The 23635-nt window shown below is 71.8% G+C and carries 21 protein-coding genes; 8 read left to right on the top strand and 13 right to left on the bottom strand.

The genetic code is table 11. The features are described 5' to 3' along the window. Window positions 1–62: 62 nt before the first annotated feature. The 4 genes from ACGFYQ_RS13265 to ACGFYQ_RS13250 form a co-directional block, all read right to left on the bottom strand. Window positions 63–887 carry an NAD(P)H-binding protein gene (locus ACGFYQ_RS13265; protein WP_393743110.1) on the bottom strand — a complete coding sequence of 275 codons (825 nt, stop codon included), beginning with the start codon at window positions 885–887 and terminating at the stop codon, window positions 63–65. A 139-nt stretch (window positions 888–1026) separates the two neighbouring features. Continuing rightward, a complete protein-coding gene (locus ACGFYQ_RS13260) occupies window positions 1027–1848 on the bottom strand; it encodes an IclR family transcriptional regulator C-terminal domain-containing protein (protein ID WP_393743299.1) in 822 nt (273 codons plus the stop codon). A gap of 869 nt (window positions 1849–2717) precedes the next feature. Further along, window positions 2718–3296 carry an RNA polymerase sigma factor gene (locus ACGFYQ_RS13255; RefSeq protein ID WP_393743108.1) on the bottom strand — a complete coding sequence of 193 codons (579 nt, stop codon included), beginning with the start codon at window positions 3294–3296 and terminating at the stop codon, window positions 2718–2720. Between the two features lie 361 nt (window positions 3297–3657). Beyond that, complete coding sequence (locus ACGFYQ_RS13250; protein WP_393743106.1) at window positions 3658–4230, bottom strand: putative glycolipid-binding domain-containing protein; 573 nt, start codon at window positions 4228–4230, stop codon at window positions 3658–3660. Between the two features lie 96 nt (window positions 4231–4326). Here ACGFYQ_RS13250 and ACGFYQ_RS13245 point away from each other — a divergent pair, with 96 nt between their 5' ends. From ACGFYQ_RS13245 to ACGFYQ_RS13235, 3 genes are all read left to right on the top strand, one after another. Further along, window positions 4327–4608 (top strand): hypothetical protein, encoded by a 282-nt coding sequence (locus ACGFYQ_RS13245; protein ID WP_393743104.1) that lies wholly within the window; start codon window positions 4327–4329, stop codon window positions 4606–4608. Between the two features lie 209 nt (window positions 4609–4817). Continuing rightward, entirely contained in the window at window positions 4818–6242 is a 1425-nt protein-coding gene (locus tag ACGFYQ_RS13240; RefSeq protein WP_393743102.1) for a N,N-dimethylformamidase beta subunit family domain-containing protein, read from the top strand. Between the two features lie 72 nt (window positions 6243–6314). Beyond that, entirely contained in the window at window positions 6315–7703 is a 1389-nt protein-coding gene (locus ACGFYQ_RS13235; protein WP_393743100.1) for an LCP family protein, read from the top strand. Here the strand turns inward: ACGFYQ_RS13235 and ACGFYQ_RS13230 are convergent. Further along, the gene (locus ACGFYQ_RS13230) at window positions 7670–7894 is read right to left on the bottom strand and encodes a hypothetical protein (RefSeq protein ID WP_393743098.1); all 225 of its coding nucleotides are present in this window, start codon (window positions 7892–7894) and stop codon (window positions 7670–7672) included. The genes ACGFYQ_RS13235 and ACGFYQ_RS13230 overlap by 34 nt on opposite strands. 84 nt (window positions 7895–7978) lie before the next feature. Then, on the bottom strand, window positions 7979–8386 hold the full coding sequence (locus ACGFYQ_RS13225) for a hypothetical protein (protein ID WP_393743096.1): 408 nt from the start codon (window positions 8384–8386) through the stop codon (window positions 7979–7981). A 627-nt stretch (window positions 8387–9013) separates the two neighbouring features. Here ACGFYQ_RS13225 and ACGFYQ_RS13220 point away from each other — a divergent pair. From ACGFYQ_RS13220 to ACGFYQ_RS13210, 3 genes are all read left to right on the top strand, one after another. After that, complete coding sequence (locus ACGFYQ_RS13220) at window positions 9014–10051, top strand: lyase (protein WP_393743094.1); 1038 nt, start codon at window positions 9014–9016, stop codon at window positions 10049–10051. A gap of 14 nt (window positions 10052–10065) precedes the next feature. Next, window positions 10066–11433, top strand: coding sequence for a cytochrome P450 (locus tag ACGFYQ_RS13215; protein WP_393743092.1), 1368 nt, complete (start codon window positions 10066–10068; stop codon window positions 11431–11433). Between the two features lie 145 nt (window positions 11434–11578). After that, window positions 11579–14479: an ATP-binding protein gene (locus tag ACGFYQ_RS13210; RefSeq protein ID WP_393743090.1), complete on the top strand. Its 2901-nt coding sequence runs from the start codon at window positions 11579–11581 to the stop codon at window positions 14477–14479. A 67-nt stretch (window positions 14480–14546) separates the two neighbouring features. Here ACGFYQ_RS13210 and ACGFYQ_RS13205 read toward each other — a convergent pair whose 3' ends face one another. The 6 genes from ACGFYQ_RS13205 to ACGFYQ_RS13180 all read right to left on the bottom strand — a co-directional run bounded on the left by ACGFYQ_RS13205 (window position 14547) and on the right by ACGFYQ_RS13180 (window position 20219). Further along, window positions 14547–15548 carry an RNA ligase family protein gene (locus ACGFYQ_RS13205; protein WP_393743088.1) on the bottom strand — a complete coding sequence of 334 codons (1002 nt, stop codon included), beginning with the start codon at window positions 15546–15548 and terminating at the stop codon, window positions 14547–14549. Window positions 15549–15718: 170 nt separating this feature from the next. Then, a complete protein-coding gene (locus tag ACGFYQ_RS13200; protein WP_393743086.1) occupies window positions 15719–16426 on the bottom strand; it encodes an ABC transporter ATP-binding protein in 708 nt (235 codons plus the stop codon). After that, window positions 16423–17184, bottom strand: coding sequence for an ABC transporter ATP-binding protein (locus ACGFYQ_RS13195; RefSeq protein WP_393743084.1), 762 nt, complete (start codon window positions 17182–17184; stop codon window positions 16423–16425). The genes ACGFYQ_RS13200 and ACGFYQ_RS13195 overlap by 4 nt, the downstream gene beginning before the upstream one ends. Next, window positions 17181–18158, bottom strand: coding sequence for a branched-chain amino acid ABC transporter permease (locus ACGFYQ_RS13190; protein ID WP_393743082.1), 978 nt, complete (start codon window positions 18156–18158; stop codon window positions 17181–17183). The genes ACGFYQ_RS13195 and ACGFYQ_RS13190 overlap by 4 nt, the downstream gene beginning before the upstream one ends. Next, window positions 18155–19033, bottom strand: coding sequence for a branched-chain amino acid ABC transporter permease (locus ACGFYQ_RS13185; RefSeq protein ID WP_393743080.1), 879 nt, complete (start codon window positions 19031–19033; stop codon window positions 18155–18157). Before ACGFYQ_RS13185 ends, ACGFYQ_RS13190 begins: the two co-directional genes overlap by 4 nt. A 1-nt stretch (window position 19034) precedes the next feature. Continuing rightward, window positions 19035–20219, bottom strand: a complete 1185-nt coding sequence (locus ACGFYQ_RS13180) for an ABC transporter substrate-binding protein (RefSeq protein ID WP_393743078.1) — start codon at window positions 20217–20219, stop codon at window positions 19035–19037. A 186-nt stretch (window positions 20220–20405) separates the two neighbouring features. Here ACGFYQ_RS13180 and ACGFYQ_RS13175 point away from each other — a divergent pair, with 186 nt between their 5' ends. Next, entirely contained in the window at window positions 20406–22031 is a 1626-nt protein-coding gene (locus ACGFYQ_RS13175; protein WP_393743076.1) for a carboxylesterase/lipase family protein, read from the top strand. A 138-nt stretch (window positions 22032–22169) separates the two neighbouring features. Continuing rightward, a complete protein-coding gene (gene nadE / locus ACGFYQ_RS13170; protein WP_393743074.1) occupies window positions 22170–23000 on the top strand; it encodes an ammonia-dependent NAD(+) synthetase in 831 nt (276 codons plus the stop codon). A 3-nt stretch (window positions 23001–23003) separates the two neighbouring features. Here the strand turns inward: nadE and ACGFYQ_RS13165 are convergent, their stop codons facing one another. Continuing rightward, window positions 23004–23495, bottom strand: coding sequence for a hypothetical protein (locus ACGFYQ_RS13165; protein WP_393743072.1), 492 nt, complete (start codon window positions 23493–23495; stop codon window positions 23004–23006). Window positions 23496–23635 lie beyond the last annotated feature (140 nt).

The raw sequence follows: 23635 nt of genomic DNA, 5'->3' as shown, positions 1-23635 counted from the left end.
GCTGGAGCGGCCGCGGACCCGTGGAACCAGGTGAATCAGGCATGTCAGGGGCATCAGGGGCATCAGGGTCGGAAGTAGTCGGCGTGCGCGGCGGCCCACTGGGCGAAGGACCGCGGAGGCCGGCCGACCACGTGCCGGACCGTCGTCGTCACGTCGGCGACGGTGTCGGGCACGGTCGCCCACATGTGGAGCATGAACTCGATGCCCTCCTCCGGCCAGCCCTCGGCCCGCCACTGTCGGCGCGCCTGCTCTCCGGTCAGCTCGGTGAAGCGGACGTCACGTCCGGTGGCCGCCGCGATGGCGGAGACCTTGTCAGCCGGTGTGAGGGCTTCGGGGCCCGACACGACGTAGCGCCGGCCCGCGTGACCTCCCGAGGCGAGCACGGTCGCGATGACCTCGGCGACGTCCGCCTCGTCGGCCGAGGCGGTCCTGCGGCTCCCGTACGGCTCGCGGACCTCCGCCGTGTCGCGGATGACGTCGGCCCACCCCAGTGCGTTGCACATGAAGCCGATGGGCCAGACGAACGTCCACTCCAGACCGCTGTCCCGCACGGCCTGGTCCAGTTCTCCCCCTTCGCCGGGCGACAGGACCGTCATCCGCCGTACGCCCGCCGCACGGGCCGTCGCCACGATCTGCGGTCCGGTCGGCAGCGGGGTGTGGTCATGTCCGGTGGCTCCGAGCAGGTGCATGGCGGAGACCCCGGACAGGGCGGCTTCCAGCGTCCGCGGTTGCGTCAGGTCGCCGCCGATCAGCTCGACACCGTCCGGCAGACCGACCGCCTCGGCCGGAGTACGGGTCAACGCCCGGACCCTCTGCCCCGTTCGGACGAGCTGCCCGACGATATGACGGCCCAGCGTTCCCGTCGCGCCGGAAACCAGGATGGTCACGCTCAACTCCTTCCCCTCCGTGCGCCGGCCCGGGCACACATCGGGAACGGTAGGTGCCATCTAGGTCAGGACATGGCCTAGGAGCAGCGGACGGGCCCGTCACGTGTACGCGGCGGGCCTGTCCTTCTCATGGCCGTCCCTAGACGGTCGTGGTCAGGACGCCGCTTCCCGGCCGGCTCGACGTGCTGCCCGCCACGACGAGGGCGAGCAGCACGGCGGCGGCCTCGCTCTGCAGGATCCGGGCGGCCTGCCGCAGCCGGTGCGGGTCCGGGGCCGGGATCGACAGGGCGAGGCACTCGGCGTTCGGGCCCGCGGTGATGGGGACCGCGGCGCACACCGTGCCCAGTGCGTACTCCTGCAGGTCCAGCAGGGGTTCGTTCGGCTCGCGCGCGTCGAGCTGGTGGAAGAGCACCTGCTGGCTGGTGATGGTGTGGGAGGTGAAGCGGACGGTCCCGTGCCGGGACAGGTGGTCTCTCCGGCCGTCGTAGTCGAGCTGCGTCAGCAATGCCTTGCCGACGGCGGAGGCGTGGGCCGCCGCCCGGAAGTCCACCCATTCCTCCACCAGCGGTGTGGCCGGGCCGTCGGCGTACTGGGTGATGGAGACCTCTCCGTCGGTGTACCGGGCCACGTAGACGGCGGCGCCGACGGCGTCCCGCACCCAGGCGAGGGCCTCGTGCAACTGACCGCGCCCGTCCGCGTCGACCGCTCCGGTCAGCAACAGGGCCGTACCCGCCACGTAGGCGCCCGGCCCGATCGCGGTGGCCAGGTTCGCCCTGGTCAACTGCTCCATCACCCGGGCCAGCACCAGTTGGGGCAGTTTCGTCTCACGGGCGATCTGCGTCAGGCTCACGCCGCCCGAGTGGCGGTTGATGATCTCCAGGACACGCAAGGCCTGGTGAACGGATTCCAGCGCGGCAGGGGCCGGCTGTCCCTCGGGGGACCTGCGTGCGGCCTGGGTCAGATGGGGCGGCTTGAGGGCCTCGCGCGACCACGCGTTCGCCTCGTCGGTCAGGTGCAGCGGATTGAGCCGGGCGTGCCGGGCGACGGCGACCGCGACCTGTGGGCCCGGGTAGAAGACCTCGCCCAGGTCCGGGTCCGCCGTGTACAGCCGCGCGGTGACGGCCCCGCGCAGCTGTGCGGGGAGCCGGTAGCCGGTGCGCCCGCAGTAGCCGGGACCACCCGCGAGGGTGGTGAGGTCCTGGGTGGTGATGGGTGGGGAGCTCCAGATGACGGAGGCTCCGAGCGCGTCCTCCAGGTCGTCGGGGATCTCGGGCAATGCGGACAGGCCCTCGTCCGGAGGCAGCAGCGCGGCCTGCCGCTTCCAGTGGCGGGCGGTGGCGACCTCGGCGCGGGAGAGGTGGTGGAGGTAGAGGCAGTGGGCACCGGTCCTCGAATCGGCTCCGGCCGCGTACTGGAACCAGAACTGTGCGCTCTCCGTCTTCCCGGCCAGGTGCAGGAGGCTGCCGAAGAGCAGCGCCGATTCCCCGCTGTGGGGCCAGGATCCGGCGGCCAGGGCGAGCTCGGCGAAGCCCCTGTTCTCCACGAGGTGCCGGGTCAGCTCCTCCAGGCTCCTGGCGGCCCGCACATGGCAGGCCGCGTCCAGCACCAGGTGATCGGCCGGCGCCGCCGGCGCCCCCTGTGCCGGCAGCGGCACGGTGCCCCTCGCGCAGGCCTTCGCCTGGCGGGCGCGGTCGGCCACGACGCGGCGGGCGATCCGGCGGCGGGCGGCGTACTCGTCGTATCCGGCGTACTCCTCCGCCAGCACCGCCGCGTTCTCCAGGGCCGCGTCCAGTTCGCACAGCTCCATGTCGCGGTCGCGTGTCCTGTCGCTCACTGGGCCTTCTCCTCTCCCGGGATCCAGTCCACCCCGAGCTTGCGGGACAGGGTTCGGCGTGCGCCGCGGATGTGCGAGCGGACCGTCGCGGGGGCGATCCCCATCATCCGCGCGACCGTGTCGCACTCGTTGCCCAGCAGGAAGGCCAGCAGCACCACGTCGTAGTGCCGCTCGGGCAGGTCCGCGATCGCCGCGTACAGGCCGAGCTTGGACTCCAGCAGCTCCAGCCGCTCCCGGGAGGAACGGCGCAGCGCCGCGAACCACGCCGTCTCCACCATCGCCACCGGCCGGTTCAAGGCAGCCATCCGCCGCTCGACGTGCTCCCGCAGTGCGGCCCAGGCGAAGGCGTGCAGACTCGCCTCCTGCAGGGCGTGCGGCCACACCTTGAGCAGGAAGGTAAAGACGTCGTCGACGACGTCTTCGGCGTCTTTGCGGCCGCCCAGCTGCAGATGGGCGTAGCGCAGGTAGGCCCGGTGCTGCTGGGAGTGGAAGGCGGTGAAATCCACCGGCAGGACTCCCGCCAGCTCGCTGGAGACCGCCCGGTCTCCCGATGGGTCGAACTCGCCCTCACTCATGCACTCCTCCACGGCTGACATCAACGGCGAACACACGCAACGCGGTGGCGGCTATCAGCACGAGGGCGGCGATCTCGGCAACATTCACGACGGCGGAAACCCTTCAAGTGGCGTGTGCGAAACGGGCGTGCCTGCCCCCGGACGCGGCAGCTGTGGAGCATCGAGCGCCCCTACGGACCACCCCATCGGAAAAGGCGCCCGATCGTGCACGCCGGTACCCGGAAATCTTCTGGAACAGGCGCATCCACTTCTTCGCGCGCCCCTCACGCCCGCGCGCGCCGCCTCACGGACGCGGGCGCCACCTTGCGGACGCGGGGCGGCACCTCGCGAGCGTGGGGGCGCTGCCTCGCGAACGTGGGCGTCAGCGGGTGAGGGCGGTCGCCAAGTGCGGGTAGTCCAGCACCAGTCCGTCGCCGTCGAACTCGACGTCGCTCCGGAAGTCGCCGGACTCGTAGCGGACGCGCGCGCCGTGCTCGGCGCGGGCGAGGTGTGTGTACGTCTGCCGGTTCGCGCTGACTTCGAGGTCGGGGACGGCGACCCAGGCCATCAGGAAGTGGTGCGGGGCGGTCCCGGGCCGCCGGTGCAGTCCGTGACGGAGTACGGGCATGGTGTTGGTCAGCGGGCACAGGCCCAGGTCGCAGTCGAGAGCGCCGTCGAGATCGGGCCGGTACTCGCCGTCGGCCGTCCAGCGGCCCGCTTCGTTGCGCAGGTCCAGCGTCCTGGTCGACGCCGCCGTCTCGACCGTGACGTGCAGGCGAGAGGTCACGTACGCGTCGGTGGTTTCGAGCGTGTACGTCACCCAGTACGGCTCGGGGACCAGACCTACGGCCCGCCCGCGCGCGCCGAGGCGGCCGTCGGTGAGGCCGAGCCACGCCGTCGAGTACCCCCTGTCGGGGAGGATCGCCCAGGTGCGCGCGAGGTGACGAATACTCATACGGGTGAGCGTACGTCGCGGCGGCGTCCCCGTGACGAGGTGCGCGGGGCGCGCCGGAACCGGTACCGAGCCGGTCGGAGAAGCGATGATGGACGCATGAGCGAACACCGGTTCACCTTCGACGACGGCAACACGACGTTCACCCCCGGCGAGCCGCGCCCGCCCGTCTACCGTCACCGCCTCCGCTTCGAGAACGTGGCGGGCGAGGGCTGGACCGGTCCCGAGGGCAACACCCTGCGGGCCGCTTCGGATCTCACCGTCGTCACGTGCGCCTGCGGCTTCGACACGGGCGCGATCGCCAGCGACGACGCGCGGCTCCTGTACGAGGAGCACCGCAACCTGATCCGCGACGAGATCACCGCCGGAGGCCGACCCTGACCGGGCGTCGCGCGGCGGCGGCGGGCGGTCGGGATGCCGGGCCCGGCGCCGAAGGCCGCGGGACGGACCCGGGGCGTCGGCGGATCCTGACGTTCGCCGCCGCCGCGCTCGCCTCATCGCAGTCGTGGCTCGCTTCGGCCGCCGCGGCCTCGCCTTCGTCGGCGACGTCGTCGTCGACCGGAGTAGTCCCCCGGGCGCCCGGGCTCGACGTGCGGGCCGAGAACGCACTCCCCGGGGCCGCCGACTGGCGGATCACCAGGACCGGCGGAGCGCGGGCCCTGGAAGGTTTCGCCGACCGGTCCAGTGTGCGCTCCGGTGAGTCGTTCGCCCTGCGCGTGTCGACGACGTCCACCTCCTACACCGTGTCGGCCTACCGGATGGGCTGGTACGGCGGGGCAAGGGCCCGTCTGGTCTGGCGCTCGGCGCTCCTGCCGGGTGTACGACAACCGCCGGCCCGGCTCGATCCGGACACGCGAATGGCTCGCGCCGAGTGGCGGCAGACGGCGGAGGTGGACACCTCGGGCTGGCCGGAGGGCAGTTACCTGCTGCGACTGGACAGCGGCGACGGGCGGGCGCAGCGGTTCGTGCCCGTCACGGTCCGCACTCCGTCGGCGGCCGGCCGCATGGTGGTGGTGAACTCGGTCGCCACCTGGCAGGCGTACAACCGGTGGGGCGGAGCCGACCTCTACCGGGGGGCGACCGGGAAGACGGGGTCGCGGTCCCTCCAGGTCTCCTTCGACCGCCCCTACGCCAACAGGAAGGGCGCCGGCCAGTTCCTCGTCTACGAGGCACCCCTGATCGCGCTGGCCGAACGGATGGGCCTTCCGTTGGCCTACGCCACCGGAGCGGACGTGGCCCGTGAGCCGGAACTCCTGCGCGGAGCCGTCGCCATGCTGTCCTTGGGGCACGACGAGTACTGGAGCCCCGAGCAGCGCCGGCACGTGACCGAGGCGCGCGACGCGGGCATGAATCTGGCCGTGTTCGGCGCCAACTGCTGCTACCGGCGGGTGCGCTTCGAGGCCTCGCCCGTGGGAGAGGACCGGATCGTGGTCTGCTACAAGCACGACTACGCCCGTGACCCCGGCTTCCGGCGCGGGCATCCCGCAACGAACGACTTCCGGCGCGAGCCCGCACCCGATCCGGAGAGTTCGCTGCTCGGCGTGATGTACGACGGCTATCCGGTGGACGCGCCGTACGTGGTGTCGAATCCGGACCACTGGCTCCTGACGGGTACCGGGGCGCGGTCGGGCGATTCGTTCCCCCACCTGGTGGGGATCGAGTTCGACCGGGTGAACCCGGTCCACCCCACCCCGCGGCCGGTCGAGATCCTCGCGCACTCCCCGGTGGTGAGCAAGGGCCGCGCGTCGCACGCGGATACCGCGTACCTCTCGCTGCCGGGCGGGGCGGGCGTCTTCGCGACGGGCACCATGCGCTGGGTCGAGTCCCTCGAGGCCGGAGCCGATGGCGCGGGCAAGGCGGGTCACGGCTTGGACGCGAGGACAGGGGCGTTCACCCGCGCGGTCACGGCGAACGTGCTGCGGGCGTTCGCGCAGGGGCCGGTGGGGCGGGCACGGCCCGCTCGCGACAACGTCGCCGTCCACTACGGCCATGAGTGGGCCGCTCCCGGCGCGTAGCCCTAGGCCTCGTACACCGACCCGCTATCGTCCCGTTTCGTCTTGATTCTCCGCCGACTTCAGGGGTGTGCGTTGCGTCGTCTCACTGTTGCTCTCGCCCTGCTGGCCACCCTCGGATCCGGCTCGTTCCTGGGCTCGCAGGCCGTATCGGCCGACCGCGCGACCTCGGGCCACGGCCGGGGTACGAACATCCTGGTCGTCGGCATCGACAGCCGCGCCGGGCTCTCCGCCGCCGAGAAGCGACGGCTCCACGTGGGCGGCAAGGGGTGCAACTGCACCGACGTGATGATGCTCGTGCACCTGTCCCAGGACCAGCGGCGCGCGAGTGTCGTCTCCATCCCGCGTGACTCCTACGTCGAGTACGCCGGTACCGCGGGCACCACCGGCGGCACCGGGGAGGCCGGTCCACCCCGCCTGGGCAAGATCAACGGCGCGTACGCGCTCGGCGGCGGCCCGCTGACGGTGCGCACGGTCGAGAAGGCCACCGGTCTGCGCATCGACCACTACCTGGAGACGGGTTTCACCGGCTTCGAGCAAGCCGTCGACAACCTCGGCGGGGCGACCGTGTGCACGGACCGGCCCCTCAAGGACGAGAACTCCGGTCTCGACATCGGCGCCGGCGTCCACCACACGGACGGAAACAGCACGCTGCGCTACGTCCGGGCCCGGCACGTCAACCTGCGGCCCGGGGACCTCGGCCGCGTCCGGCGCCAGCAGCGCGTGGTCACCGACCTGCTGGGCCGCCTCACCGCCGAGGGCGCGCTGGACGGCCCCGTGAACACGGCGCGCACCGCCCGGGCCCTGCTGAAGTCCGTACGCACCGACGAGGGCACGGACCTGCGGGACCTGGTCCGCATCGGCTGGGCGCTCGGCCGTCTGCGTGCGGACCGTACCGAGTTCGCGACCGTCCCGATCCGGCTCTTCGACCACCGCGTACCCGGTGTGGGCTCCACCCTGGTGTGGGACGAGCCGCGATCCGCGGCGCTGTGGCAGGCCCTGGGCGCGGACCGCCCCATCACCGGCGACGCCCGCATCCAGCCCGTCCCGGAAACCGCCGCCGCGACCAATCCGACCGGGATCGCGGTCCGTGTGGACGACGCCGCGGTGGCCGCGGCCCTGCGCGGCAGCGGGTTCGTCGTCACGGACACCTCGAAGTCCGCGCCGGCGGTACGTCCCGCCGGCCCGCCCGTCATCAGCTACCCGGCCGGCCGCGAGGAGGACGCCGCCACGCTCGCGGCCGCCCTGCCCGGCTCCCGCCTGCGAGCCGTCCCGAAGGACGACAAGTTCTTCGACGTCACCGTCGGTACCCGGCCCGTCGTGGTCAAGACCGTCACCTACGACCGCAACGTCGCCGACGGCGCTCCCGTCACCGCCGATCGCCTCCGCTGCGCCGGCACACCGGCCCGGCCGGAGCCCGCCCTCGCATCTCAGACGGGGTCAGTGGCGAAGAGCTCCAGGTGACCGCACCGCTGACAGCGGTAGGCCTCTATCTGCCGGCGCGGCTTCCCCAGCCGCTTCGCCCCGCCGAACAGCCCGCGCTCCAACGGCCCGGCGATCCAGCGGGCATAGCCGCGGGCCCCCTCAGCGTTGTCCTCCACGAACCCCGGCTCAAGGCCGACGGTCCCGCAGTACGTACACTTCACGTCGCTCACCGTACGAGTGTACGAGTGCACGTGCGGCCCGTCCCCGGCCGGTGTCCGGAAGGGTCCGGGGCCTTCTCCCGGCCGCCGGGGAGGTCAGGAAACCGCGGAGTCGCCGGCGCGGACGATGCCGTCGAGTTGCTTCTCGATCCAGACCCGTTCGGCCTCGCGCGCCTGGTGGGGGTGGGTGTTCTCCACGACGGCCCAGCCGCGGGCGCCGTCGGGGGCGGCGAGTTCGACCAGGCGGTGATCGAGGTGGCCCGTGATCATCACCGCCATCAGGGACAGGTACTCGCGTTGCAGGTCGGGGGCGAGCTCGCCCTCTCCGGGGACCTCGAGCACGGCCTGGTGGCCGTCCCCCAGCAGCGCGCAGGTGATCTGGACCGCGCGGATGAGCGCTTCGAACCGCTCCCCGTTCAGGCGCGCGCGCAGGACCTCCAGGTAGGGACCCAGGACATCGGCCTCGCAGTCGTCGCCCGGGCCCGCCGGATCGCTCTCGCGCATGCTCCCACCCCTGCCCGGACTGCCGTGTCCAGTCGCAGTGTAGGCAGCGCCCGGCACCTCCACGGCGCTCTTCGGCCACCCGCCCGCCCCTCCGCGTGCCCGCTCGCCTCGATGCCCACGCTTCTCATCCCGTATGCGAACAGCGGTGTTCTTCGGGCGAGTTAACACCCCGGGACGGGCAACACCCCCTGACCGCACCGTTTCTGGCGTGAGCCAGTGGCCGGAAGAGGCCTACGGCCAGTCGGTGGCGTGGGGCTTCGCCCCCGACTCCCCTTCCGGGGAGGGCTCGCGTGCCCGTCGGCAGCCGCCCTGGAGGGCCCGCATGGCACCGACTATGCCGACCGCATATTCTGAGCGAATACACTTTCGGAATTTTCCGGATGAATTCAGTGTCTCCTCCCGTCCTACATTGACAGTGCGCTGCGCCCTGAGAGTTAATTACTTCACGGGTGGCCTGATGTGGTCGCGCGTCGGCGGAATCTGGTCGCTCCACGACCGGTTCATTCCGAGAGCCGTAGCGTACCGCTGGGACGAAGCCGCAGCAGAGGGGTGTGTGACGAGTCGTCGCGACAATCGCGATTGCGAATTGAGCGGGTATTGGCGAAGCAGACTCTTTACGGGGGATCAATGACCCAGCTCAACTCTTTCTCTGTTCCCGACTTTCACCTTCCGTTCGGGAACTCGAAGCATCCCCGGGCCGCGCAGGCCAACTCCGAGGCCACCGCGTGGGTGGTCCGCCACGAACTCGTGACCGACGCCGTGGAGCAGTTCGCGGGGATCGGATTCGGCCACCTCGCGGGCCGGGTGAGCGGCGAGGTCCCGTACGAGAGGATCGTCCTGCTCGCCGAGTGGATGGCCTGGTCGTTCGTCCTGGACGACCAGCACGACCACCTCATCAGGACCGGCGAGCTGGCGGCCTGGGGCCCCGTCGCCGACGCGATCACCGAGTATCTGGAGACGGGAAGGGCCGACAGGGCGTCATCGCAACCGAACCCGCTGGTGACCGGGTTCATCGACCTCTGCGACCGCATCCTGGCCGGGATGTCCGAGGGAACCGCAGCCCGCTACCGGTCCCACGTGCCCCCCATGCTGCGCTCCTTGGACCAGGAGGCGGGCAACCGCGGGGCCGGCGGACGTCCGGCGGTCCAGGACTACGTCCTCATGCGCCGGCACAGCTCCCAGCTGCTGCCGATGATGGACATGGTGGAGGCCGGGCTGGGCATCGACCTGCCCCAACGCATCCATGACCTCCCCGAGTTCCAGCAGCTCATGGCGAGCGCCGTGGACGTCATATCATGGGGGAACGACGTGTTCTCCCTGCCGAAGGAGCACTCCTGCGGCGACAACAACAACCTCGTCTCCCTCATCTCCTCCTGGGAGCGATGCTCGCTCGCCGACGCGGTCCGCGCGGTCGAGGGCCGCATCCAGGTGCGCATAGAGGAGTACCTGGCCGACGAGCGGAGCCTGTTCCAGGCCTTGGACGCCCGCGGGGAGACGGACCCGTCGCTACGGACGGCGATATCCCGCTGTGTGCGGAGCTACGAAGACTGGATGATCGGCGCGGATCTGTGGCAGCGTTACGAGTGCACGCGGTACAGCGACGAACGGTTCGCGGCCGGGCTGGAGTCTGCGTACATCCGCCCGGGCCTCGTCTCAGTGGCATGACAGGGAGTCGGTCCATGGAGCAAGCGGAACACCCCGGCCCCGTGGTCCACGCCCCCGTGGCACCGGGGCGGTTGCCGCTCCTGGGCCACGCGCTGCAACTGTGGCGGCAGCCGATCGCGTTCCTGGAGTCCTTGCGGGACCACGGCGAGGTCGTACGGCTCGACATCGGCACCTGGCCGGTCCACGTCCTCACGAGCCCGGACCACGTCCACACCGTACTGGTCCAGCAGGCGCAGCGGTTCGGCCGCGGCCGGGTCTTCGACAGGCTCCGCCCCATGTTCGGCAACGGCATCGTGACGACCGACGGCGACTTCCACCGCAAGCAGCGCCGGATGATCCAACCCGCCTTCCACCGGAACCACATAGCCGAGTACACCGAGGTGATGTGCCGGCAGGCGGAGGCGATGTCCGCGTCGTGGACCTCGGGCCGCGAAGTCTCGATGGTCACCGAGACACGGCAGTACGCGCTGTCCTCGGTCGCCGAGATGATCTTCTCGGGGGACCTGAGCCGGCCCGCCGTCGCCGAGGTGCACCGCTCGCTGCCCATCGTCCTGGAGGGCATGCTCCTGCGCGCGGTCATGCCCAAGTCCCTGGACCGGCTGCCCATCCCGCTCAACCGGCGGTTCGACACGGCCGCCGCACGCCTGCGCCAGATCATCGACCAGGTGATCGCGCAGTACCCCACCGCGGAGGAGGGCCGTACCGCGGAGGAGGAGCGTCACGACCTCCTCTCACTGCTGCTGTCCAGCGTGGACCCCGAGACGGGCGCGACGATGAGCGCCGAGCAGGTACGGGACGAGGCGATCGCCATCATGTTCTCCGGTACGGAGACCTCGGCGACCACCCTGGCCTGGATCTTCCACGAACTCGGCCGCCACCCCGAGGTGGAGAAGCGCGTGCACGCCGAGGTCGACGCGGTGGTGGGCACCCGCCCCGTCCGCCCCACCGACCTCTGCGAACTGACGTACACGAACCGCGTGTTCCAGGAGGCACTGCGCCTGCACTCGCCCCTGCTCTTCACCCGGCGCGCCCTGGTTCCCGTCACCCTCGGCGGCGTCTCGATCCCGGCCGGAGCCGAACTCGCCTACAGCCCGTACGCGTTGCACCGGGACCCCGCACTGTTCCGCGACCCCACGGTCTTCGATCCGGACCGGTGGCAGGAGGGCGCGGAGCGGCCGCGCGATCACAGGTACGTCCCGTTCGGCGCCGGCCAGCACAAGTGCATCGGCGACTCGTTCGCGGTGGCGGAGCTCCTGACCGCGGTGGCGAGCGTGGCGTCCCGGTGGCACCTGGCCCCCGCGCCGGGCGTCACGGTGCGCGAGGTTCCCGCGGGCATCCCCCAGCCCAGCGAGCTGCCGATGATCCCCGTCGCGCGCCGTTGATTCCTTAGCACCGCGCCGCGATGAAGTCGACCGAGGGTACAGCATTGTCCCCGTACGAGTGGCGAGATACCCCAATATCATCTTTACTCGGCGACATCCCAGCCCCGGCCCGTACACTCGGCCGCACGCGCAGGAGGGGGCAGGAATGTCACATGGCACGGAATCGCGGGGATGGGCTTCCCAGCCTCCGCTCGAACGGGAAACCGAAATTCTGGCGATCCACCGTGCGGTGGACGATCTCTGCGGGGCCTCGGACAGCGGTGCGGTCACCCGCCGCGGGGGCGTACTGACCTTCGCGGGGTCGGCCGGCATCGGCAAGACCACACTGATCACCGAGGCCCGTCGGCTCGCCGCCGAGCGGGGCTGCACCGTACTGTTCGCGCGGGGCGGCGAGCAGGAGAAGCAGGTGCCGTTCCATGTGATGCGGCAGCTCATACAGCCGACCTTCGCCGCCATGAGCCAGGACGAGCGGCTCGACGTCCTCGGCAACTGGTACAGCATCGTCGCCCCGGCGCTCGGTCTGACCGCCGCGCCGAACGGCCCGACGGCACCCGACCCGCAAGGCGTGCGGGACGGACTGGACTGGGTCGTCACGCATTTAACGGTACGGAGCGCCCCCGTCGTCCTGGTCCTCGACGACGCGCACTGGGCGGACGCGGAATCCCTGGCGTGGCTGACCGCCTTCGCCGCACGGGCCGAGGAACTGGCCATGCTGATCATGGTGGCCTGCCGGCCGGACGAGATCCCCGCCGACGCCGCCCCGCTGCGCGCCCTGATGGGGCGTCAGGGGACACGTCCGCACGAGCTTGCTCCCCTCACCACGAGCGCGGTGGCGCGCATCGTGCGCGACGCCCTCGGTGAGAGCGCCGACGACATGTTCTGCCGGGAGTGCTGGGCGATCACCGGCGGAAACCCCTTCGAGGTGGTCGAGTTGGCCATGAAGGGCCGCGACCGCGGGCTGAAGCCGCACCAGGACAACATCCCCCAGCTGCGCGATCTGGCCTCCGCCGTCAAGGGCAGCGGCCTGATCGACCGCCTCGAACAGCTCGGACCGTCCACCGTCCGGCTCGCCTGGGCGGCCGCGGTACTGGGCACGGCGGTCCCGACCGGCATCGTCGGAAGCGTCGCGGCCCTCGGCGAGGCGCAGACCGCCGACGCCATCGACCAACTGCGCGCCGCGCGCATCCTGACGGTCCTCACCAGCGTGCGGCGCAAGGAGGTCGTGGAGTTCTTCCACCCCCTCATCGCCACCGCCGTGTACCGGTCGATTCCGCCCGGTGTGCGCGTCGCCATGCACGGCATGGCCGCGCAGGCCCTGGTCGACGACGGGCACGGCCCGGCTGCCGCCGCCCGTCACCTGCTGGAGATGCACCCCGAGGGCGACCCCTGGGTGGTGCAGCAGCTGCGCCAAGCCGCACGGGACAGCTTCTCCGCGGGAGCGCCCGACGCCGCACGGCGCTATCTGGCGCGGGCGCTGCGCGAACCGCCGGAGGTGGAGGACCGGGCCGAGGTGCTCTTCGAACTCGGCTCCGCCAACCTCCTGCACGATCCCGTCACCACCATCAACCAGCTCAGGACCGCCCTGGAGGAGCCCAAGACCGAGCAGGGCCTGCGGGAAGCGATCACGTACCGGCTCGCGCAGGCCCTCGCCCACACGGGCCAGCTGGCGGAGGCCGCCGGGCTGCTCGCCGACGAGGCCCGACGTGCCACGAGTTCCCGTACCCGGCTGCGCATGCAGGCCGAGCAGTTCAAGTGGAACTCGGTCCGGGTCGACGAGGACAACTCACCGGCCCGCTCCCGGCTCCTCGCCCAGTTCGCCAAGCGGCTCGCCGGCCGCGGTCTGGCCGAGCGGCACATCCTGGGCCTGCGGGCCTGGGACGCCGCCCTGCGCGGCGAACCGGCTGCCACGGCACTGGAGTTCGCAGAGCAAGCGCTGGACGGAGGCATGAGCTGGACCGACCAGGACTTCGGCTTCGAGGTACCGGCCGTCGTGGCGGTCACCCTCATGTACTGCGACCAGCCGGGACGCGCCGAGGAGCTCTTCAACACCGGCATCGTCGAGTTCGAGGCGAAGGGCTGGCGCGGGGCGCACCTGTCGTTCGTCTACACCCTGCTGGCCTACGTCCGTTACCGGCGCGGACGTCTCGCCGAGGCCGAGGACCTCGTACGCAACGGCCTGCAGATCGCCGACCGCATCGGACACGGCATCCCGGCCCAGTGGTACGCGATCGGCACCCTCATCGAGACACTGCTCGCCCGCGGGAACGTCACCGAGGCCAAGCAGGTCGCCCGTACCTACAAACTGGCGGAGGGCTTCCCCAACGCCGTCGTCTACCCGGACCCCCAAGCCGTATGGGGCAAGCTCCTGCTGGCCCAGGGAAGGATCAAGGAGGCGGAGCAGCACCTCGCCGCGGCGGGCAAGCGGCTCGACCTCCGCGGTACGCGGAACCCCTCATGGAGCCCTTGGCAGCTCGACCTGGCCCTCTCACAGGTCACGCACAACACCGAACTGGCACGGGCCACGGCGGCCGAAGCCGTGGCGCGCGCCCGCGCGTTCGGAGCGTCCAGCGTGATCGGTCACGCCCTGCGCGTCTCGGCGGCGGCCACGGACCCGTCCCAGGCGGTCGGCCTGTTGCAGGAGGCGGTGGACCACCTCGAACAGTCCCCCGCCGCCTGCGAACTCGCCCACGCGCTCATCGACCACGGCACCGCCCTGCACGCCATCGGTGACCCGCACCAGGCGGCCCAGCAGCTCTACCGGGGCATGGAGACCGCCGCGGCCTGCGGCGCCGACGCGCTCGCGAGCCGCGCCCGCGCCCAGCTGGCGTCGGCCGGCCTGCGGCCGCGCCGTCTGCACACCTCCGAGCAGGACACCTTGACGGTCGCGGAGAACACGGCGGCGCGTCACGCCGCGCTCGGCCTCGACAACTCGGCGATCGCCAAGGAGATGCACACCGACATCCAAGGGGTCTCGGAACTGCTGTCCGCGGTCTTCACCAAACTGGGCACCGACCGGCTCGGGCTCCGCAGGGCCCTGGGAATCTGACCACCGGCCGCGCCGCGCGGGCCGTTGCGAACGCCGCAGCGGCCCGCGCGGTGTGCGCGGGCGCGTCTCAGGCGCGGCGGTCGGTCGCGTCGAAGCGGGCCAGGGTCAGGGCTCCGGCGCGCAACGACCCTTCCAGCGCACGGTGCGTGGCCCCGTCCAGACCGCCCAGCGTCTCGGCCGCCTCCTCGGCGGCGTCTCGGGCGATCTCGGCGGCCAGGTCCTCCGGAGGGGTACGGGGACCCAGCTTGCTCACGGCCGACGCGGCCCGGGCCGGGGTGAGCAGGCCGGTGCCGTGGGCGAGCAGCCAGCCGGGGACGCCGGCCGCGCCTCCGGCGGGCGCCTGGTAGGGGCGTGAGCCGTTGAACCGCTCGTCCTCGGCGAAGGCGGGCTGCTTGAACTTGGCCATGTGCCGTGCGGGCCCCCGGGATTCCCCGGCAGGTTTGACGACCAGGCCCTCCGCGAGGTTGTCCGGCAGCGCGGGCAGGCCCAGCAGGCCGGGCAGCCGGGTGGGGAACACCACCGGCAGCTCCTGGAGCCTCGCGATCGGGCCTTCGGCCAGCAGCGGGGCACAGAGCAGACCGGCCGCGTCCGCCGCGGCGCGCAGGGTCCGGTCGGAGACCCAGCAGGGGCCGCCTTCGGCGGTGACGGTCGCGTCGAAGGGCAGCCAGAGCAGCTCGGGGGCGTACCAGACGCCGGTCTGCACGGGCTCCGCTCCCGGGGACGGCGCCACGTCGGGGTGGGGGTAGCGGCCGCCCGCGAGTTCACCGTAGACGGTCACGACCGCCGAGGCCGCGGCCCCGGTGTGCTCGCGCAGGGTCCGAGCGCATCGGGTCGCCGCGACCGCCAGGGCGGGCCAGATCCGGCCGACGCCGAAGAAGTCGTCCAGTCCGCCGTCTCCGAGCAGCTCGCGCCGTTTGGCGGGGTGCGCGCCCGCCTCGTCGCACACGACCGCGAAGTTGGCCCCGTGGATCTTCTCGTGGGCGACCCAGCTCCGCCCGCCCACCTCTCCCAGGCGGCTGTTCGCCGGGATCTTCGGATACGGGGACCAGGGACGGGGTTCGGGGTGCACCGGGCGATGGTAGCGGGCACGACGGGCACGGAGCAGCGGGTTTCCGCAGGGCACATCAGACGTCGACTGTCCGGATGCGGGGGTGGCCCGTCCCGCCGGGAGGTACCGGGATTCCCGACGGCACGTACACCGCGCCCGCCCGGACCGCGGTCCAGGCGGGCGGAGCCCGGTCAGTCGACGCCCAGCAGGCGCCTCCGGTCGTCGGGTCGGGACCGGAATTCCGTACACGTCGCCCGGTGGACGACGCGGCCCTTCTGCATGACGGCCACGTCCTGGGCGACGGAGAAGGCGAGCGCCAGGTTCTGTTCCACGAGGACCACGGACATCCCCTGAGCACTCACCTCACGGATGACCTCCCCCACTTGGGAAACGATGGCGGGAGCGAGGCCGTCGGACGGCTCGTCGAGGAGCAGCAGGCGCGGATTGCCCAGCAGGGCCCGGGCGATCGCGAGCATCTGCTGCTCCCCGCCGGAGAGTTCGTCACCCCGGTGCCCGAGGCGCTCCCCCAGCCTCGGCAGCAGGTCGAGGACACGGGCCGGGGTCCACGGCCCCCGTGTGGGGCGGCGGGAGGCGATGGCGAGGTGCTCGGCCACCGTCAGCGGCGCGAACACCCGGCGCCCCTGGGGCACGATGCCCACCCCGGCCCGGGCGATCACGTCGACGCGCGCGCCGGCGATCTCCCGGCCGTCGAGGGTGACGCTGCCCCCGTACGGCCGGACGAATCCCATGACGGTCGACATGAGGGTGGTCTTGCCGACCCCGTTGCGCCCGAGGACGGCGACGATCCCGCCCGCGTCGAGGTCGAGGTCGACGCCGCCCAGGACGACGCCGCCCGCGTAACCGGAGCGCAGTTCGCGCACGCTGAAGAACGGTTTCACGAGGGGACCTCCGCACTGCCCAGGTAGGCGCTCTGCACTGCGGCGGACGCCCGCACGTCGTCCGGGGAGCCGGTCTTCAGATGTCTGCCGAGGTGCATGACCGTCACCGTGTCGGCGAGCTCGAAGACCATGTCGAGATCGTGTTCGACGAGGAGTACGGTCACCTCGCGGGGCAGCGCGGCGACCAGTTCCGTGAGCCGCGCCGTCTCCGCCGGGGACATCCCGGCGGCCGGCTCGTCCAGCAGCAGCAGCCGGGGTTCGGTGGCCAGCGCCACGGCGACCTCCAGCTGCCGGCGCTCGCCGTGCGAGAGCTCGGCGGCCACGACCTCGTGCCGGGTGGGCAGGCCCACGCGCTCCAGCAGGCTCCGCGCCTGCTCGATCGCCCCGGCCCGGGCGCTCACCTTCCGCCGGCCGCCGAGTCCGGTACCGGCCCGGCGCAGCGCGGCGAGCAGAACGTTCTCCAGCACGGTCTCGCGCAGGAAGAGACTGGAGTGCTGAAAGGTCGCGGCGACACCGAGCCCGACCCGCCGGTCCACGGACAGCCGGGTCACGTCCCGCCCGTCGACGAGGACGGATCCGGCGGTGGCAGACAGCGTTCCGGAGATGAGGCCGAACAGGGTCGACTTGCCCGCGCCGTTCGGACCGATGACCGCGTGCCGCGCGCCCGGCCGCACGGTGAGGGAGACGTCTTCCACGGCCGTGAAGGACCCGAACTTCCGTGTCACCTGGCGTAGTTCCAACAGGTCTCGTTCTGTCACGCCGTCCTCTTCCGGGCCAGCTGGGGCGGGAGCCGTACGCCGGCCAGCCCGCGGGGCAGTGTGTACACGGCGATGACGAAGAGCAGTCCGAGCAGCAGCGGCCCGCGTCCGGCGACGGCTTCGAGGTTGCCGAGGTAGTCGCGGGTGAGCCAGACGAGCGCGGCGCCGGCACAGGCCCCCCACATCGAGCCGGAGCCGCCGATGACTACGGCCAGCAGAGCCAGGGCGGCGATCTCGAATCCGGCGTCGCCGGGCGAGACGAACCGCTGCACCGAGACCCACAGGGCCCCGGCGGCGCCGGCCAGCGCTCCGGCGCCGCAGTACACGGTCAGGGCGTACCGCCGGGTGGGATACCCGATCGCCCTCATCCGGGGCTCGTTGTCGCGGATCCCGCGCAGGGCGAGGGCGAACGGTGTCGAGCCCAGGCGGGTGACGGCCGCGAAGAGCAGCAGGAACACGGCCAGGACGTAGAGGTAGACCAGTCCGTCGAGCTCCAGCGCGGGCATGCCGGGCAGCGGTACGACGGGCGGGATCCCGGACACCCCGTCGGTGCCGTTGGTGAGCGACTTCCAGTTGACCGCGGCGCTGTAGACGATCTCGCCGATGGCCAGCGTCAGCATCAGGAACACCACGCCCCGCGCCCTGACCGCCAGCCACCCGGTCGGTACGGCCACCAGCGCGGAGACCCCCGCCGCGATGAGGAGTTGGAGTATCCCGATGTCGGTGAGCCGCGTCGCCACGATCGCCGCCGTGTAGGCGCCGACCCCGAAGTACGCCGACTGGCCGAGGGTCGGCAGTCCGGTCAGCCCGGTGAGCAGGTTCACGCTCAACGCGAGGAGGGCGAACACCAGGATCCGCGACAGGGTGCCGACGGCGTACGGGCCGAGGGCGAAGGGGGCCGACACGAGCCCGACGACCACGGCGGTCACCGACAGCCGCCGGGCGGCGGATCCGGCGGTCGTACGCGGGCTCATGTGCGCACCGCCGAAGAGACCAGGCCGTTCGGGCGGACCACGAGCACGGCCAGCATGGTGCCGAACAGGAGGAAGGGCGCGTACTCCGGGAGCAGCGCCACTCCGAGCGTCTGCACCTGACCGATGAGGAGCGCTCCGGCGAGTGCGCCGCGTACCGACCCGAGACCGCCCACGACCACGACCACGAGCGAGAGGACGAGTACGGTCTCGTCGACACCGGGCCCCGGGCCCAGGATCGGAGCGCCGAGGACGCCACCCACCGCCGCCAGGGCCGCGCCGGACGCGAAGACCCCGTAGAGGACCTTGCGGATGTCGACACCCAGCGCGCGGACCATGTCCCGGTCGGCGACGGTGGCCCGTACGAGTGCTCCGAGCGAGCTGCGTTCGAAGACGAGGTACACGGCGAGCGCCAGCCCGGCCGCGACGCCGATGAACACGAGCCGGTAGACCGGATACGCGTGGCCGAGGAGGTCCACCGTCCCGCGCAGCGAGGTCGGCGGGTCGGTGGGCAGCACCTCGCCGCCGAACGCCGCGGCGAGGAGATCGGCGACGACGAAGGTGATGCCGAGCGTCAGTACGGCCTGGTCCAGGTGCCCGCGCCGGGCCAGCGGCTGGGTGAGGAACGTCAGCGCCGCCCCGCCCATCGTGCCCACCAGGGCGCCGGCCAGCAGCGCGAGGAGCAGACCCGGCAGGCTCCCGTCGGACAGTGCGTAGGCGACGTAGGCCCCGGCGAGGTAGAGCGTGCCGTGAGCCAGGTTGAGCACGTCCATCATCCCGAAGACCAGGGAGAGGCCGACCGCGATCGTGAACAGCAGCAGACCGAAGGCGACCCCGTCGACGACGCTGACGAAGTTGCCGTCCAACCATCCGGACATGTCAGCCGCCCAGTCTGCCGAGCTCGGAGCTGACGGTGTTGGCACCCTGCTTGACCTCGCGCAGGTACCAGGGCTGGACGGGGGTGCCGCCGGCGTTGAAGCGCCACGTACCCCGCGGGCTGTCGATGTCCCCGACCGTGGAGATGGCGGCGTTGACCGATTCGGAGGTCACCGTGCCTCCGGCCGCCCCGGCCGCCTTGATCGCCTTGTCCAGGACCTGCGCCGCGTCCCACGACGCCATCGCGTAGGTGGTCGGGGCCGACCCGTAGGCGGAGGTGTAGGCCGGTGCGAACTGCTTGTTGGCGGCGTTGTCCAGGTCCGCGCTGTAGTTGAGCGCGGTGAGGATGCCGGTGGCCGCCTCGCCCTGCCCCTTGAGCACGCCGCCCTCGGTGAGGAAGCCCGGCGCGTAGAGCGGGATCTTGCCCGCCAGTCCGAAGTCCCGGTACTGCTTGACGAAGTCGACGGCCGCACCGCCGGCGTAGAAGCAGAAGACCGCCTTCGCGCCGGACCTCTCGATCTGCGCGAGGTACGGCTGGAAGTTCTTGGTCCCGGGGAACGGTGTGTAGACCTCCTCCCCCGCGATCTCGCCACCCGCGGGGAGGAACGTGGACTTGAAGCCTTCGATCTCGTCCTTGCCCGCCTGGTAGCCCGCGGCGACGAGGAAGACCGGGCCGCCGGCCTTCTCGGCCACGTGCTTGCCCAGCGCCTTGCCCGGCTCGTCGTTGACGTACGAGGTGCGCCAGACGTACGTGGTCCCGGTCAGGGTCGTCGGTGAGGCGTTCGAGCCGACGAGCGGGATCTTGCTGGTATCGAACAGGTCCTTGACCCCGTTGATGGTGGCCGAGCTCACCACCCCGCTCACCGCGAGCACCCGGTCCTGCTTGACCAGCTTCTCCGCGGCCGCCTTGCCGGAGTCGGCGGTTTCCCCCTCGTCGGCGATGACGATCTCCACCTCGCGACCGCCGAGTGTGCCGCCGTGCTGCTTGAGGTAGAGCTCGAAGCCCTGCTTCATGTCGTCGCCGAGCGCCTTGTAGGTGCCGGACTGCGGAACGAGGAGCCCGATCTTCACGGGCCCGCTCTGCTTGTCTCCGTCGCCGGTCCCGAGGCTGGCACCACCGCATGCGGTGGCCAGCAAGAGGCCGGTGGTGACGGCTATCAGACCAACGGGACGAAACCGACCTGCCATGGAAACTCCGTACGTAGTCGACCGGCCTTGAGGTGACACGTGTCTATCGCGTCATTCCGACGCTCGTCAAGGCTTCGCGAGATCGCTTGTTCTACGCCGGCCGCACCCCTTGACCCGGTCGCGAGATATGCCGTAACACTGACCCTCGTCAATTTCACGCTATACCAGCCGGGGAGTGAAGGCACGATGACCGACGATCCATCACGGCGCAAAGTCCTCAGGAACAGCGGGGTGTTGGCCGGCGCCGCACTGCTCGCCGGCGTGCCGGGCGGGCACACGGCACAGGCCGCCCCACGAGCGGACCAGCCCTCGCCCGTCGTAGAGCTGCCCGCGGGCCGGCTGCGCGGAGGCATCGAAGGCGGCCTCGCCGTGTTCAAGGGTGTGCCGTACGCGGCTCCCCCGGTCGGCGCTCTCCGGTGGCGGCCCGCCCAGCCCCACCCCGGATGGCAGGGAACGCGCGACGCGACCGCCTTCGGGCCGAGCGCGCCACAGCCCTACCGGGAAGGCGGCGACCAGGTCCTCGGAACCCACGGCTCGCCCCCCTTCGACGAGGACTGCCTCACGCTCAACGTCTGGACCCCGGGAACCGGCGACGCCAAGCGACCGGTGATGGTCTGGATCCACGGCGGCGGCTTCATCTCCGGATCCGGATCGATGCCCAACTACTCCGGCGAGACCTTCTCGCGCGACGGCGACCTCGTGGTCGTGACCGTCAACTACCGGCTCGGACCGCTGGGTTACCTCTACTTCGGCGAGGACGGCGCCGGGGGGAACTTCTGGCTCACCGACCAGCTCGCCGCGCTGCGCTGGGTACGGGACAACATCGCCGCATTCGGCGGCGACCCGGACGACATCACCGTCGCCGGCCAGTCCGGCGGCGCACTGTCGGTCGCGGCGCTGGCCGGCGCCCGGCCCAAGGGCCGCCCGCTGTTCCGGCGCGCCATCCTGCAGAGCCCGCCGCTCGGACTGCAGATCCCCACCCGCGCCGAATCGCTTCAGCGCACCGCCACCTTCCTGGACGTCCTCAAGGCCAAGGACGTGTCGGAGCTACGGACCGTCCCCTGGCCACGGCTGATCGCCGCCACCTTCGAGATGTTCGGGCGCACCGGCCGGTGGGGATACTGGTCCACCCCGTTCCTCCCCGTGCTCGACGGGGTCACGCTGGACCGCGACCCGGCAGATCTGCTGCTCGGCGGCGCCGGGGCGGACATCGACGTCCTGATCGGCTGGACCCGGGAGGAGGCCAACTTCGCCTTCGCGCTCAATGAGCCGTACGCCGCGGCGACCAAGGACCAGGTGCTCGCGCGAGCCCGGGACACCTTCGGGAACCGGGCGGCCGAGGCCTACACCGCTTATGCGGAGGCCCGGCCGGGCGCCCGCCCGGTGGACGTGCTCATGGACCTGATCACCGACGACCTGTTCCGCATGCCCGCCCTGGCGCTGGCCGAGCGGCGGGCGGCCCGCGGGCGTCCGGTGTGGGCGTACCAGTTCAACCTCCCGACGCCCGCCCACAACGGTCGGCTGGCGGCGGCGCACTGCCTGGAGCTGCCGTTCGCCTTCGACAACTTCGACAAGTGGTCGCACGCACCCTTCCTCGCCGGGCTCGATCCCCGGGTCCGGGACGGTCTCGCCGCGACCATGCACGCGTCGTGGATCTCCTTCATCCGCACGGGCGACCCCAACCACCACCCCATGCCCCGCTGGGAGCGCTACGGCCGGGACTCCCGCACCACGATGACCCTCGACTCGGTCACCACCGCCGTCGACGACGTCGCCGGATACTGGCGCCGGCTGCGCCATCCGGCCTCGTAGCCGGTCCACCGGCCCCCGGGGGCGCTCCAGGCCGGTCCGGCGGCCTCGGGGCGCCCCAGCTGGATCCCGGACCAGCCGTTTCGACTAGGGTCGTCGGGACAGCGCACCACCCGCCACGAACGACCACGAGGAGCAGCAGTGAGCCAGCCGGCGTCCACCGCCCTGCAGCAGGAGATCGCCCTGGAACTCCAGGTGACGCAGACCTTCGACGCACAGCGGGAGATCGAGCGCCGCGTGGCCTTCCTCGCCGAGCGGCTCACCTCCACCGGCCTGCGCTCCCTGGTGCTCGGGATCAGCGGCGGCGTGGACTCCACCACCGCCGGCCGGCTCTGCCAGCTCGCCGTGGAGCGGGCCCGCGCGGCCGGCCACGACGCGACCTTCTACGCCATGCGGCTCCCCTACGGTGTCCAGGCCGACGAGAAGGACGCCCAGCTCGCCCTCGGCTTCATCGACGCGGACCGGGTGCTGACCGTGGACGTCAAGCCCGCGAGCGACGCCGCGCTGGAAACCGTCCTGGCCGGCGGCGCCGTCTTCCGGGACGCCCACCACCAGGACTTCGTGCAGGGCAACATCAAGGCCCGCCAGCGCATGATCGCCCAGTACGCGGTGGCCGGCGCGCACGACGGCCTGGTCGTCGGCACCGACCACGCGGCCGAGGCGGTGTCCGGCTTCTTCACCAAGTTCGGCGACGGCGCGGCGGACCTGGTCCCGCTGACCGGCCTGACCAAGCGCCGGGTGCGCGCCGTCGCGGACGCCCTGGGCGCCCCCGCCGAGCTGGTCTGGAAGACCCCGACGGCCGACCTGGAGACGCTGGACCCGGGCAAGGCCGACGAGGACGCGCTCGGTGTCACGTACGACGACATCGACGACTTCCTGGAAGGCAAGCCGGTCGGTGAGCGGGCCTTCGACACGATCGTGCGCCGCTACCGCCTGACCGACCACAAGCGCCGGCTGCCGATCGCGCCGTAGGTGTCACGCCGCCGGTGTCCGGCGGCGTGGCGGGGTCGTCTCCAGCAGCGCCCACACCCGGCGCCCGTCCGGCCCGGCGTCCGTACCGCAGCTCGATACACCCGGCACGGCCGCGAGCCGGACGAGGACGTCCTCGTCCGGTTCCGCCGCCGTGTGGCTGAGGACGACGACGAGCAGCATCTCCTCCTGGTCGGCCACGTGCAGGCTGATCCGCTTGCCCTCGTCGGCGACGGCCGCGCCGACGAGCAGCCGCACCGTCTGTTCCATCGCCACGTCGTCGGGCCGGGTGTAGCCCCAGCTCCGGGCGGTCTCCAGGACACGGCTCACGGCCTTCTGCGCGGCCCAGCGGTCCCCGGTGAGCGACCAGTTGGCGACGCGCCGGTTACGGATGGCCATGCGCCCCCGCGTGAGCGTCCCGACCTTCCCCGCGCCGGGCGGGGGCAGTTGGAGCGACGGTGGCAGCTTCGGGCCCTTTGCCTCCATCGGTTCTTCCACTCCGGCCTCCTCGTCGCGGGCGCACATCAGGACGTCCCCGTCCCTCTACCCATCCTGGCAGAGCCGAGTGCTTTCTTAGCGGAACGTTAGATCTGGGTGGCGGACCTTGTCCGGGTGCGGTGGCGGACGCATGCTCTGGG

Source organism: Streptomyces sp. NPDC048258 (genome assembly GCF_043201995.1).
Classification (GTDB): Bacteria; Actinomycetota; Actinomycetes; order Streptomycetales; family Streptomycetaceae; genus Streptomyces.
The sequence above is the reverse complement of the archived record's forward strand: the minus strand, read 5'-3'. Positions and strand labels throughout refer to the sequence as shown.

Coding starts and splice junctions, on each gene's coding strand:
- ACGFYQ_RS13215 (WP_393743092.1), top strand. CDS start 10,066: ATGGAGCAAGCGGAACACCCCGGCCCCGTGGTCCACGCCCCCGTGGCA.
- ACGFYQ_RS13225 (WP_393743096.1), bottom strand. CDS start 8,386: ATGCGCGAGAGCGATCCGGCGGGCCCGGGCGACGACTGCGAGGCCGAT.
- ACGFYQ_RS13245 (WP_393743104.1), top strand. CDS start 4,327: ATGAGCGAACACCGGTTCACCTTCGACGACGGCAACACGACGTTCACC.
- ACGFYQ_RS13185 (WP_393743080.1), bottom strand. CDS start 19,033: ATGTCCGGATGGTTGGACGGCAACTTCGTCAGCGTCGTCGACGGGGTC.
- ACGFYQ_RS13175 (WP_393743076.1), top strand. CDS start 20,406: ATGACCGACGATCCATCACGGCGCAAAGTCCTCAGGAACAGCGGGGTG.
- ACGFYQ_RS13190 (WP_393743082.1), bottom strand. CDS start 18,158: ATGAGCCCGCGTACGACCGCCGGATCCGCCGCCCGGCGGCTGTCGGTG.
- ACGFYQ_RS13220 (WP_393743094.1), top strand. CDS start 9,014: ATGACCCAGCTCAACTCTTTCTCTGTTCCCGACTTTCACCTTCCGTTC.
- ACGFYQ_RS13180 (WP_393743078.1), bottom strand. CDS start 20,219: ATGGCAGGTCGGTTTCGTCCCGTTGGTCTGATAGCCGTCACCACCGGC.
- ACGFYQ_RS13250 (WP_393743106.1), bottom strand. CDS start 4,230: ATGAGTATTCGTCACCTCGCGCGCACCTGGGCGATCCTCCCCGACAGG.
- ACGFYQ_RS13255 (WP_393743108.1), bottom strand. CDS start 3,296: ATGAGTGAGGGCGAGTTCGACCCATCGGGAGACCGGGCGGTCTCCAGC.
- ACGFYQ_RS13210 (WP_393743090.1), top strand. CDS start 11,579: ATGTCACATGGCACGGAATCGCGGGGATGGGCTTCCCAGCCTCCGCTC.